This window comes from Nocardia sp. NPDC051463 (assembly GCF_040681975.1).
Taxonomy (GTDB): domain Bacteria; phylum Actinomycetota; class Actinomycetes; order Mycobacteriales; family Mycobacteriaceae; genus Nocardia.
The window spans coordinates 46,976-61,558 of record NZ_JBFBAB010000004.1; the positions used below are offsets into that span (position 1 = coordinate 46,976).

At 67.3% G+C, this 14,583-nt stretch carries 1 protein-coding gene (running past both ends of the window); it reads right to left on the minus strand.

All 14,583 nt of this window come from inside a single coding sequence — locus AB0M74_RS09060, sigma-70 family RNA polymerase sigma factor, on the minus strand. Of the gene's 102,903 coding nucleotides, 50,381 precede the window and 37,939 follow it; the stretch shown corresponds to coding positions 50,382-64,964, spanning codon 16,794 (partial) through codon 21,655 (partial); the first complete codon in reading order (the gene reads right to left) occupies window positions 14,580-14,582. Both the start codon and the stop codon lie outside the window.

Genomic DNA, 14,583 nt, shown 5'->3' on the forward strand with positions numbered 1-14,583 from the left:
GCAAGCAGTTCCGCACCGAGCCCAATCGTGGTGCCCGGCTGAGCTTCTGGCAGAGGTCGGGAATAGACCGATCTCCCCATATCGCCATCCAGCCGGCGATCGAGGTCACGCAGCCGCTCGGCCTTGGCATCGACCTCACTGATCACGGCGATCGCATTGCGCAGCTGCTCGAATTCCAGTGCCAGTTCCAGCACTCGGACAGGATCGTTGGCGGGCAGCTGTGGGACCTGTTCCACGGTTGGCGCATCCAGATCCACTCCGGGTAGCGCATCGGCCAACTGCATACCCACCGTCACGAACCGGTCGCGCAAGACCTGCTCGGTCTTCACGCTCGGGCGTAGTTCCCCAGGACCCCAACCATATTCGGGAATGCCGAGCACCTGCTGCGACCACAGCGGCTGGTCTTGCGCCGCGTGCCGGTCATCCGCAAGCCTGCCCAGCGCAGTGGCATCCGCTACCAGCGACCGGAAGTTCTCGGCACCTTCCCCTTCCCTGGGCGTCTCGAGCAGCTGCGCGTCCAGCGTGTCGATCCGCAGGATCCGGCCATAGAGGCGATCGGCCTCCTCGAGCAACCTCAACTGCTCATATAGATCGGTGAACATTTGCTCGATCTGCTTCACCAGCTGGGGCGAGGCGCCCCGCTCCCGCAGCTGGCCGAGCACCCGTCGCACAGTGACCTCATCAGTCACCGTCCCACGCGGCAACCCCCACAGTTCCTCCAATGCCCTCGTCAGGGTGGCGAGTTCTTGCTCCACCCTGACCCGAACAAGCGCCCCGTGAGCCAGGTCCTCGGTGCGGAAATTGTGCCGATTCAACAGTTGCGCATGTACCTGCTCCAGCCGCAATTCCGCCGCGCGGCGCAATGCGACCAGCGCAGCAGGCAACATCCCATCGGCCGGTTCATCGCCATTCTCCGACGGCGCCGACGGCGGACCGTACCCATCTCCACCCCGGTCGCCACTGCCACGCCCGCCCGACTCGACGCTGCCGTCGTTGTTACTGCCGGTGCGCTCGTATGGATTCCGCGGCGCGGCATCTGCCTCGGCCGGCTCGTCGCCCTCGGTCGCGTCCGTCGGGTCCAGCTGCACGACCGTGCCGTATCGATCGATCACGATCAGCTCGCGCAGCCCAGCGATCGGCCTGCGGCTCAACTCCTGCGCGAGCTCCTGGACATCGACGCCCGCCTCGACCAGGTCCAGCACGATCCGGTCGGCCTGCTTGCCCGTCACAGTGTGCTCGAGCCACGAGTGCAGCGCCCGAACTCCAAAGACCGGCGGCGCGGCGTGCGCGAACTCCCGGCCGTCCAGGCGAAGATCCCGGCCCTGTTCGACCCGGAAACCCGCCCGGTCCAACACTATTGCCGAGGCGTGCTGCGTTCGGGTCAGATTCTCGGCCAGACCGACCATCGGCGCGGCGGGTGCACTGCGCACCCCGACCGGCAGGCCGCGGATACGTCCCTTCGGGATAGAACGAGCCCTCATCCTGGTGCGGTCAGCGCCTTCGACGAACCGCTCCTTCGTGCCGGAGTTCTTGTCGACGACGATCCCGAGCACCCGTCCGACTCCCAGTTGGGACCGCTCGGCCAGCCACTGCCGAACTTCCGCCTCGCCGACCCAGCGGTGCACTTCCCCAGCGACCTTCTCGAAGATCTCGATCTGGCCGTCGGCGCGCATCTTCATACCGAACGCATGTCCACCCGCATCACCGAATTCCATGACACCGGCCACAGCCCGACGGTTATTCGGGCCCTTCCCGGCCGCTACCAGCCGGTGAACCTCGAGCAGCCCGGCGATCCCGAGCCCGAAGCCGTTCTTTTCCCACTCGAGGCCGACCCCGCGCGCGATCGCGTCCTCGTACACCCCCTGTGCGTCGGCCTCCGGCGAATCGACCAGCCCCGGCCCGCGCCGCACGCCGATCTGATCCTGGAAGTCGTTGATGAACCCGACCATCGCCGGCGCACAGTTGAACGGACCCTCCCGGAACACATCCGGAAGTTCGAAAGCGGTTGTCTCACCATCTATTTCGGTGCGGCTCGCGGCGGGCACAGCCGACTCGGGCAAACCAGCAGGACGATGCACACCATCACTGCCACCGATCTTCGGCGGTGCCGGTACCGGCGACTCGCGAACCCCGGTGACATCCGGAAGCGGTGCATGACCGAAGTGCAGCATCGCCTCACGGATCCGCGTGAGTTTGACCAGATCCGCCGGCGGCAAGCCCCGCAGATAACGGTAGACCGTGGCGACGCCCACCTGAGCTCGACGCGCGATAGCCCTTACCTCGGCACCCGACATTTTCCGCGGTGTCCGTTCGGCGGAATCGGTCGCTACAACGGAATCACCCGTGGGAGTAGCGAATTCGCGCCAACTCAGCGAGAGATACTGGTCGACGAGCTCGACGAGCTCGGCCAACTCGGGAGAACCCAAGTCCTCGGCCATCCTCCTCAGCGCGGTCACCGGCTGCTCAGGGGCTCCTGCCACCAGCACAGTACTCAGCTTCGGCACAGCCAGAATCTGCCGCAGCCGGTTGTCCAGACGGTCGGCGTCGGCCGCCATCAGCGCACGCAATGACAACTGCAATTTCTCGCGCGCGTCAATGGACCGCTCGCCAGCCAAGTTCATCGTCACCGTGTGCAGCTGGATCTTCGCGTCCGTCCGAATGTGGTCGCCCAGCCAGGCCGCAACCTGCGCCGCGACCTCATCGACAGACCGGTTGTGCACCATGTTCTGCCAGAGCCCAGGCGTCAGCAGCTGCAGCTGCGTCTCGATGATCTGCACCGCCCGACGCAGTGTTACCTGCGCGAGCTGCCCCCATTTCAATCCCAGCCGCTGCGTCAGCTGGTTGACCAGCTCAGCATGCCGCACCTCTCCGGACCGATGCTCCGGACCGCGATCCGAGGTCGCGGACTGTCCGACCCGCCGATCCCCCACGTCGGGCCCCTGGGTTTCCCCGGGCAGGTCGAGGACATTGCCGCCGCGATCGAAGGCCATCGCCCAGACTCGATCGAGCTTCGCCGCGTCCGTATCGGGGTACTGCCCGGTGGTGTCGTTACCGACATCCTCGATCCGGATGTGGCCGTTTTCGCCGACGGCGTCGCATTCCCAGACCAGCTGGAACACGTGTGCGCTGATCCCGAGCCGGTCGGTCAGCTTCGAGGCGTGGAACACGTGTACCGCTACTCCGTTGCGGTCTTGCGGGGCCATTCGCGAAATCATGAGCCGGAAGGCCTGTTCCACGATCCGGGTGGGACGGTCGACAAAGAACGGGAAGTGTTGCGGGCGAGCGGTGTTCGCCGCTTCGGCATAGCTGCTGATGGTCATGCCGGAAAGCCCGGCCTGCAACACTATGACGTTCGGGTTGCCCGTGGTGTCCCTCAGCCGCTGCAGGCTCTTGGTTCCGCACCGGTTGATCTCGTGGGCAGTCGGGCGCGGGAAAGTGACCGGTGCCGGGACCTCGGTGGCCCGATCGTTCTCGTCGAAATACCAATTCCGAACTCGGTTTCCGTCGTCGGTGGCGACGTCGAGTTGCCGGACACCGTACGGCCCGGAAACGTCCACGGTGCACTCACCGTCGAGACCTGCCAGCGACTTCCACAACGCCCGGGCAACTCGCTCGGAAGATGGCCCGCCGTCCACCAGTTCGGTCGCCAGGCGCAGTGCCATGTCGGCCCGTGCCGGATCGTCCTGTCGCAGCTGCGCTTTCACGGTCACCGTCGGGTGCCTGCCGATTCCGACCTGGACGGTCAACAGTGGTTCGCCCTGAGCGGTGACCTGAATACGGTGCGCATCGCCGACCACCGCCACGTCATCGAGCCGGGCACCGTCGATATTGAGCGCGGCGTCCAATACTCGGACAATCGCATCCCGGGTGGCCTCCTCCACACCGGCCACCGCATCCGAAGCCGTCTGCAGCAGTTCCACATCGGACGGGCGGGGATCGACGTCCAGTGCGGCACTCAGTTCGGTGCGCAGCCCGTGCAGCCGCTCCTGCCGGCCGTGGACCTCGTCGAAGAGGGCAACCAGCCTGCGCAGTTCCTGGAATCTGGTTGCCAGGTCGGCTCGGTTGGCGTCGTCCCAGATCTTGTATCGTGCGAGTTCCTGCTCCTGATTCCAGATCGCGTGCAGCCGTGGGTCTTTAGGTTTCGAGGCTTCCAGCAGAACCTCGGCGAGCAGCGGATGCTCGTGCGGGGTCGGCGCCCACTGCTGCTCCAACCACGCATCGCTCAGCGGCATCGGGTCCTGGCCCAGCAGTGTTTCCAAGGTCAGGCGCGCCTGCGTCAGCTCGCCGCGCAGCCGGGCTTCGATATCCCCGCCGGCCGGAATGTGCTCGGGGACAAGGCCGTGGTCGGACAGGGTCGCCTCGACCGGGCGATCACGGACCGGTTCCGGCACCGGGTCCCGGCCCTCGACCGCCGTGACCGCCGCGGCGATCTCCTCGACCCGAGCCGCCTTGGCCGCCACCCGCCGGAACTGCGCGACCGTGCGGGTCCCCTCTCGCAGTCGCCGATAGGAGTCGAGCAACTCGTCTTCCAGCGCGGTGAGCTGCCGCACCAGCTTGTCGTTTCGCTCGATTTCCTCGACGCGGATCATCAGCTCGTAGGGCTGTTCGAGCGCTGCCACCAGCACCCCGCGCTCGGCGCGCACCGTGGCGGCCGCCTGTTGCATTTGCTGCGCGGTGGCTACGTCTTCCGGCCGGAAACCGGCGTCGAGCAAGGCTGCTCGGGCTCGGGCTCGCTCCGCCAGCAACGTGGCACGAGCAGCGGACTCCGGTGCCAACAGTTCCGCCGACAGCGGATCGGCGCGCAGTTGCGCCGAAACCAGTGCGCTCTGGCGGCGCAACCGCACCAGCGACGGGCTGGATTCGGTCGACTCCACACCGGTCACCCGGCGCACCGCGGCATCGGTGAGCAATCCGGTGATCACGGCGCGGGTCGTGTCATCGAGACCACGCACGTGCGGCAAATGCATGCCGGCAGTTGCGGTGGGCCTGGGTCCGATACCGACCTGGACGGTCAGCAATGTCCCAGCCCGGTCATGGATGGTGATCCGGTGGACCCCGCCGAGAACCTCCACCGACCCGAGCCAGGCGCCGGGGATATTCAGCGCATCGTCGAGCAGCCGGGCAACCTCGGTCCGGGTCGATCGGTCGAGGCCGTCGAGCACGTCCAGCGCCTGCTGCATCCGCACCTGTTCGGCAGTCAGTGGCGGTGCCGCCGCGGAAGATGGCGCCTGCGCTGCGGCCGCGTTCACCTCCATGGGGCCCGCGTGCCGGCCGCCGCTACCCGCAGGCCGGTCGATCAGGTCCGGTCGCCCAGCGATCCAGTGCTCTTCGCCTCTCGGGAACAGCCGAGAGGTACGCCGACTCCATTCCACATCCGGTTCTTCATTGCGATCGAATTCGATGCCATCCACACGGCCCACACCGGCGGCGTTGCGCTGCACCCACGCGTCCACCGCCGCGTCGCCGACGATCCAGTTGTCCACCGCCTGTGAGTCGGCAGTGTCCAAGACCGCCAGCTCGCCCACGCGGTTGTTCAACACCGGGTAGGTAGCCGCCAAAGCCTCGGTGACCCTCATGATCCCGATGGCGTGATGACCGACCTTACTGGAGCCCAACATCCCAGCGTCGAGGACCGGCTGCACGACTTCGAGCAGTCCTGCGACCATGCTCATATGGCCGATGCGCACCACGTGCACCGCTAATGCCAAACCATCGGCACCGTATCCGTAGGGGTTTTCGCGCCAACCCGCGCGCAGCGCGGTCGCGTGTTCCTCATCGCTCAGACCGTCCATGCCCGATTCCACGAGCACCGGCCGGATCTTGGTTCCGTGGGCGCTCAACCGGATCTCGGCTGCCAGCTGCACATGGGTGGCACAGTCTTTGTCGCCGGCATCCATCAGGTGGCGAGTCAGTGGCTGGGTCGGGGGCTTGGGCTGGAACACATCGTATTGCGACACAGTCCCGAAGTCCGGCAGGTCGTCCACGACGGGTTCGACCGGCAGCGGAGCAGCGACCCCATAGCCGAAGAACCGCTCGCCGTCGTAGCGCACCCGGGTCAGGGTGATGTCGAGGTTGCGTTGCAGCACAAACTGTTTGCGTCCGGGATGCCACAGCGCCTTGGTGTCTGCGGGCACCCGCAGGAACAGTAGGTTCGTGTCCCGCAACCGGTCCCCGGCGGCTTCCAAGATCTCGCCGGTGGTGTAGCCGACCTCCCACAGGTGCGCATCACGCATCATCCACGGCTGCACCGCGTCGAGGTCATTGCCCGCACGCAGTTCCAGCACCAGGATCAAGTCTTGCTGGAGCGGCTGTGCCGCGACGAGGGCGTCGACCGTCTTGATCAGCGGCAACGCGAGATGGCCTGGGGGCCGTTGGTCCGCCGCGGTGGACAGCACCGCGTTGGGGACGGAGAACCCGTTGAAGGCATCGATGTTGCCCACGGTCCAGGCCGACATGAGCTGACTGTTCTGCTCGGCGGTGAGCGATCGGAACAACTCTCCCCAGATGCCCTCGGCGTATCGCAGCGCATTCTCGGCGCCGTCGAAACCTAGAGTGCCCTCGGATATTTCGGCCAGGCCGATGGCATGTTGGGCGTGCTGGGTCAACCCGGCGTAGGTCGGGTCATCCGCCCGTGGCACGGCGCTGGTGGCGTCGAGGTCGCCGCCCGCTTCCTGTTCCAGGCGACGCAGGCCGTCGGCCACCTCCGCTGCCGAGGTGTATCCGAGCTGTTGGGCGACCAGCCAGACTCGCAACCTGCTGCGCAGGTCGAGTTCGACCGCCTCGTGCCGCAGCACCTTGGCGACCGCGCTGCGATCCACGCCGGCCACCATCGCGATGTCGCGCTGGGCGACCCCGCTCGTGCGACCCTGACCGTAGGTCACCGTCTCCGCGGCGGCGACACCGGTCGAGTCTTCACCGACCGGCGGCTGGAATTGCGTCAGGTCCAAGGCCAGGAACTGTAGTGACAGCTTCAGCAACGGCTGGAATTCGCTCTCGCGGTTCGTCCGCCGCGCGAAGGTCTCCAACTCGACGTGGAAGGCACCGTCGCGCCCTTCGACGGATTCGGGCCGCAGTTCGGCGAGCCCGAGTATCGCCACCAGATCCCGCCGCAACGCCGCAGCCTCGGAACTGTGGTCTTCTCCCGCCGCAGACTCAGTGCTGATCCGATATTCGTGTTCGATGTGTCGAGCGATCCACCATGTCAGCCTGTTCGGCCGTCCCGCTGCGACGAGATAGCTCCATTCTCGGTGATCGAACTGCCGCAACTGCGTACTGACGACCTCCATCGCGTGCCGCAGCCGATCCTGGGTGAGTATCCGGGCATCGACACCGAGTCGGCTGCCCAAATGTTGTGCCAGCTCCCACGCTTGTGGGCTGCGTTGCTCCGCGGTGTCGGGGAGTTCGCCGTCCTGGCGGGCCCCGATCATGCGGCGCTGCCCCAATCCGACAGGCTGACGGCCGAGCAACGGAATCTCCGGATCGCGGGCGCCGTCGAACACGATCACATTTACATCACCGACACCCACACCCGCGGCCTGCACCCAGGCGTCGATCTCGGTGTCACCGATGATCCACCGCTCGACCGCACCGGGGAAGCCATTGTCGTGGACCACGACATCGCCGACCTCGACCCGACCCCGCAACTCCGGGTTCTCATCGAGCAACTGCTGCGTCACCCGCACCACCGCGAACGCGTGATCACCGAACCGACCAAGGTTCATCACACCCGCGATCGCGTGCTTGCCGCCACGAACCAGCGCCACCGCCCTGGCCAGACCCGCGGCACCCGCACCGAGCGGCTCGCTACGGAAATCCGCATCCAGACCAACAACAAACGCCAGATCCGACATGCCTTGGGCACGTGTCGTTTCGTCATCCACCGACGCCGGACGCATGCGGTCGGCAGCGGGACCGTCGATGACCGCGTGAATTACCCCCTGCACCAGCGGACCACAGATCTTCGGCCCGGTGCCCACGAGATGATCTGCTGCGGCAGAGGGACGTTCGTATTCCGCCAGATCGGCGACGGCCGGGGCCCCACTCGGCGGTTGCCACCGCACCTGTGGCGGTGGCGCGATCGCGTTGCCGAGCTGCGGCGGGAGCGCGCGCAACTCCCGGACCTCGAACCAGGCGACGCTAGTCGAGCCGTTTACCGTCGAGCCGACACCGGATGCCACCACAGGGTGGTCGTCGAACGCACCATCGGGCAGCGTCCAACCGTCGGCACCCTCGACCGTCACCCGCGCGACTCGGTCGTGCGGCGGCCCCGATGTTTCCACCGTCAGCAGGACCAGGCCGCCTCCTCGCAGCGCGTGCCCGACCACCTCGGCAAGGACCAGACCCGCGTCATCAATGCGCTTCGCCGACCAACCGGACAGCTGCCCGGCGAGCCAATCCCACGCACGTGCGGCCGCACCGTCCGGACCACGTGCACCGCGTTCCGTCCGTGCCACGAACTGAGCCCGATGGGTCGAGGAATGCCCCGCAACATCGTTATCCGCGGCCCTCGGGGCGACCCACAGCGCTTCCGGAGCCTGCGCGCCCGCTCGGGCCCGGTGGTTTGCGACGCTGTCGCGGATGCCGCGCACCGCCTGGTTGCCCAGCGCATCCACCGAGGCGGGCTTGATGCCCAAGGCCCGCGCTACTGCATCCTTGTCCGACAGCCCCTGGAAATACAGCAGATCGCAATACATCCGCTGGCGGGGCGGCAGCTGCGCAACAGCACGGATCAGTGTTTGGAGATCGTCCCCCATCGCATCGCGGACCGCATCGGGGACGCGCGACCCGACTGCTCCCAACAGCGCGATGCGCTCGATCGGCCGCAGGTCCGAAAGCTGGTCCACGCCGAGCCGGAACACCGGGTTCGCGGACAGCCCCTCATCGGCCATCGAGAAGACTCCGGTCCTACTGAACGCGGACTTCCGAGTTGATGCCTGGTACTCCTCGGCGGGTCTGAAGTGTCTGAGCAGAATCTGCCGGATACGGGTTCGCAGCGTACTCGAGTTCTTCGGCGGATCACCCTGGAAGAACGCCAGATCGCAGTACTCCTGGTAGCGCGGGTTGAGCGACTCGACCGCGTTGATGAACTCCTCGATGGAATCCGGCATTGTCGGGCGAAGCACCTTGGGCACTCTTCTGGTCACAGCCACCAGCAACGCAGCCCGCTCGGCCGGAGAATCTGGAAGCTGGTCCACCCCTCGCCGGAACACCGGGGTCCCATTCGCGGCGACCCGGCCCTGCCACGCATCCGTGCCGTGCGTCGCAGACCCGTCGCCGTCGGCTGCCTGCAACGCTTCCGGCGGTGCGCCGATCTCGCCGGCCAAACCGATACTCGGGCGCTCGTCGAAATCGACTTCCGCGTCGAGGTTTTCGTCGAATTCGATGCCCTTGATCTCAGCGTTGCCACCGGCGGCCACCCGTTGCATCCAGGCGGCGATCGCCTCGTCGCCGACGAGCCAGCCGCCGTTGCGGACGGCTTCGGGGTCGGCGCTGTCGAATACCACGACCTCGCCTTCGCGTAGCTGCGGGTTGGCCGCGGCCAGCGCGTTGGTGACTCGCATGATGCCGAAGGCGTGCGCGCCGATGGCGCCGTGATCGATCACGCCCGCGATCGCGCCTTGGCCACCGTCGCGCACCGCGGCCAGCGCCGCTGCCAATCCTCGGGTGGCCCGGCCGAACAGCTGCTCCCGCCAGCCTGCGGCCAGGCCGCCTGCGTAGGTCCGGTCGGTCATTCCGTCCATTGCCAGCTGACCGGTCAGCGGCGCCGGGTTGATCCGAGATCCATTGTCGCCCAACAGCTGCTGGAACTTCAGCTGCAGCTCGCGACCGCAGACCTTGGCAGGCCTTGCCGGCGCGCCCTGACGCGCCACGTCGGGTACGGGTGCACCAAGGAGCTCCGCGAAGCCCGTTCCGAATTGGATCGTCTGGACCGGCATTTCGGTCTCGACGTGATCCGGATCGATGTGATCGGGCTCGACGTGGGCGGAGTCGGCCTGATCCAACTCGACGTGATCCAGGTCGGCCTGATCCAGCTCGGTCGGCACCGATACCGGGTGCGCGCCGGTGACCGTTCCGTCCTCGATCACCGTCAGACCAACGAAACTCAGAGGAGTTCGCACCCAGATGGTCATGGTCCGGTTGCCCGGCTCGCCTGATACCGATACGTGCGCGTGCCCGGAAACCTCGGTGGCGGCGGTCAGGAGGTACCCGTCGACGGCATCCATCGCGACCTCGGCCGCCTGCGGTGATGTCTCCCAATCCTGGGTCAGACGCCGGACCGCCTGCTCCAACGCGGCGACACGCTCCGGGTGACGAGCATCGAGCCGAGCGGACACCTGCATTGTCGGAGGCGCGGACACGTCCACCGGGGCCACCAGCCGCACGCTCATCTGAGCGGCGCCGGTCTCGGCGAACAGATCCACCCGGTGCACAGGGTGTCCGGATTCGTGCTGTTCGGTGCGTACTTCGGTGGCCGGGTGCAGGTCACCGTCGGTGGCATCGAGCACCGCATCGGTCACCGACGCCACCACTGCCCTGGTATCGGCGTCGACACCGGTGAGCTCGGCCAACAGCGCACGGGTCCCGTGGAAGTCGGCGGTGGTCGCCTCGGTCGGATTCGCCGGAGCCGGGTTGGCCGGCGCGAAAATGCTGAACCAGATCACCTTGCGGTACGGATGCTGCTCGCCGGGAGCAAGCGGATATCCGCCGAGACGATCCACAGTCTCGCGGACGACGAGCCGACCCCGGTTCCGCTCCAGTTTCCGGTTCTCCACCGACGCTTCGGGTTTCGCGTCGTCCTGAGCGTGCGGGTCGCTTTCCCGCGACATGAGGCCGTCTGCCAGCGAGAGATCGAGGCCTGGCAGCGTCTCGTCGCCGTCGATCGACTCACCCAGGCTGGCCAGGAGCGCATCGATGAACTCGTCGGTGCTGACGTTGTCGTCCATCGCGTCGTGTTGGCTCTGCCCCGGTTTCGCATCGGCAGGAATCGGCGGCGGGAAGTGGGTGCTGGCATCGAGGACTTCCACCAGCACTCGTCCAGAGGACCTGGTGTTCCCCGGAGTATCGATCACGGTCGCGCGGATCAGCACCGGGCCTTCGGTGTGGTTCAACGCGTTTCCGCCCCACTCGGACAAAGCTAGTACGGCGTCGTCGACCTTGTCCTGCGGCAACTTGTGCTTCACTAGCGCGACCAGCCACGCGCGAAGCTTCGAGAGTTCGGCCTCTCGGACGCCGGGACCCACTCCGACGAGTAGTTGAGCGTGCTTGCGACGAAGCGGATCCAGACCGACGGCAGGACGCTCGAAGAACTCGATGCGGAATGTGTCACCGTCGGCGGTGGATTCGAGCTGCCAACGGTCCGCAGTCTCGTTCAAGGCGCCGGCCGCCGCTATCACCGACGCATCGGACAAGGCAGCGCCGGTGACGACGACGTCGAACCGCACTTCCCGACCACCTGCGGTGCCATGCACCTGCGGCCGAACCGTCACCTGCGCCTGCGGGGTGTCGGCGAACACCGCGTCCACGACGGTCGCCAACAGCGTCACTGCGGCAGGTGGCTTCCGGGTGGACTTCGCGGGCCTGTCTTCCGGTACCGACGACGTGTCCGCGGCAGATGACTTCGGGGGCGCCTCCTCCTCCGCCAGTACCGACGATGTCTCCGCGGCCTGTGTGTCCTCGCGGTCGGCCCAGCCGTGCCAGTACATCAAGTCGGCGCACTCGTCGAGGGCCTGTTTGCGCCGCTGTTGCCAACCCGCGTGGTCCAGTGCACGCGGCGTCACCGCTTCGATCGCGAGCGCGGCGGCCTTGAAGCTCTTCGCCCGCACGGATGCGGGCAGATCCTCGTCGACAGTCAGCCCCACCGACGGGCGCATCTCCTCGGAATCGAGCGTGATGCCGGCCTCACGCCGGTCGAAAACCTGTCCGTGAACGAAGGATTCGTGAATCTGCTCGGCCACGAACTCGATGGCCAACGGCGTGGACAGGTCCACGCCCGCATCCCGCGCCGCCAGCGCGGCCCGCAAGGCGGTCCTGGCCTGGCCCATGTAGTCCAGCTGAAAATGTTCCGGCAGGTCCGCGAACGACCGCTTCGCGATGTCGACCTGCTCGCTCTTCGGTGTGCCTGCCGGGATCTTCGTGCCGTCCGGCATCCGCCACTGCGGGGTGTATTCGTCGTCGGATACGTGGAACGACTCCCGGAAGTTCTCGTGCAGTTGGGCGGCGACCCCGCGGCACAGCTGGTCGAACTGCGTGGCAAGGCGAACAGCGGGGTCACCCGCGGGCTGTTCGATGTCGGTGCGTTCGCCTTCGACCCGACCGACATCCCACCTCAGCGCGTACCGGTCCGACAGCATCCGAACCTCGGTGACAAAGGCTTGGACGGCCCGGTGTTCCAGGATCGCCACCTGTCGCGCAGGCCATCGCACGGCCGCGGCCACCAGACCGAGGTCTCGCTGGTAGAGGAAGCGCTGCCAGATCACCCACCGCTCGGCGGCGGGCAGCTGGGCCAGCGCGGTCTGCAGCACCTCTGGTGCGACCCCGGTCAGCGGACCGGCCGATCTGCGCGGCGAAGTCGGTTGGTTCGACCCGCTCACGATCTGGCTCTCGATGGACCCGGCAGTGCGCAGGAATGACGCCCACACCCGCTCGGTGAACGCGTGCCGCTGTGCTTCTTCGGCCACGACCAGGCCGATCTGGCTGCCCAACCAGGAGTTGACTCGCCGTCCCTGCGGGAGGGTCCCGGCAAACACGAGGTCGAACACCCGCTCCCGCAGCCGACCCGCCACGTCCGGGTCGTCCACCTCCGTTTTCAGCCACTCCAGCACCGCCGTGTCCTGCCGGATGCGGAACTCGCGCATCGCATTCCGGTCCCCGGCCTGGGCCGCGCGCAGTAGCGCGGCACGCGGGTCACCGTTGTCCGGGGTTACGGGCGCGGCGGCGCCGTCACCGACTCCGTTCGGGATCGGGCCGAGGTTCCCGTCGCCGTAGACCTGCGCCATCGTCGCCGGCGGCAGCAAGGCTGCCATCAACCCGTTGATGCCGGGCGGCCGACGGCGCGGCTTGTGCTGCCGCTGCGACGGAACCGACTGCGACGGAACCGACTGCGGCGATTCCGGCAGCGAGTAGCCGATGAGCCCGGCCACAGCGCGGACCCGGCGTTCGACGTCCTCGCTGCTCAACCGCTGACCGTTGCGCACCTTCCTGACCGAGGCTGCCGACGTGCCTGCCATCCAGGCGACCGCGTCCTGGGTCTGTGCACCGGGCAGCCGAGCGCCGAGTTCCGCGGCAGCATCCCGGATCCGCTGCGCGACGAGCTCGTCCACCTCCCGACCAGCGAGTAGGTCGACAACCGCCACGACATCCACCTCGGCCGCGTCGGCCACCTGCCGCACCCGGCTTTCCTCGGGCAATTCCCGCAATGCCGTCCGTGCTGCTGCGGCATTGTCGAGTTCACCTGTGGGAGCGGGGGTATCGCCGTCGCCGACACCTGCGGGTGGTTGTCCGGCCGAACGCCGGTCCACCGGTGCGGGCAAGTGTGACGCCGGCACGGCGGGAATGATTCCCCGGACACCGCGCCCGTTGGTCGCGTCCGCATTCCAGTCGACCAGATCCTGGATGGCATCGAAAACCCGTGCCCCGTCACCGGTTTCGACCGACATCCGTCCGTCGAGCACCAGGACGACGACCGCCTCATCCACACCGGCCGCCACCGCAATAGCGGCAACCCGCCCCGACACCGCGCGCACCCCTGCGGACAGGTCGCGGTAGTTCAGCTGCAGCGCCGCGGCCAGCGCGCGACGGTGCGACGGGTCGTGCACCGGCCCACGCCAGGACACCACCTCTCGCACCGTCTCGATCGAAACCCCGGCCGCGGACGCCACTTCCGACGTCGACGCCCGCGGATTCGGCGCGGTCTGCGCCGCCGGATCCACCGCCACCGTCACCGGCAACTCCAACCCGTGCCGGACTGCCGCTTCGCGAACCCGGTCGGCGATCTCGCCGGGCACCGCAATGCCCTTGACCACACACAGCACCGTCCGGACAGACACTCCGGCGTCCACCGCCACCGCACGCCACAGTGGCAGCTGCGCCGCGGGAATTCCACGGATGAAACCGGCCGGCGCCTCGCCGCGGGCGATGAGATCCGCCCGGCTTCGGCCCTCGACAAACGGAATCTCCGGGCGCCCGCCTATGCCGATCACGATGCCGAATACGTCCGATACCAACAGTTCCCGAGCCTGCCGCCACTTCTCCAGATCGGCTTCCGGGATCGCGCGTTCGACGCCGTCTACCTTTTCGAACACCAACACCTTGCCCGCATCGGGGCCCGACTCGATCCGCTTCACTCCGAAGGCGTGCGCACCCATCCGCCCGAAACCCATTGCCCCAGCAACGGCCCCGCCGTGCTGCCGGACATGCTCGATCACCTCACGCAGCGAACCGAACTGCCGCCAATCCCCGCCCACCGCACGAGCGATCGCGTCCTCACGCACGCCCTGCAGGTCGATGGCAACACTGTCGTCGAGCCTGGGCAGATCCACCGCATGCCCGAGAGCGCCTTCGATGAATTCCTGGATGAACCGAACC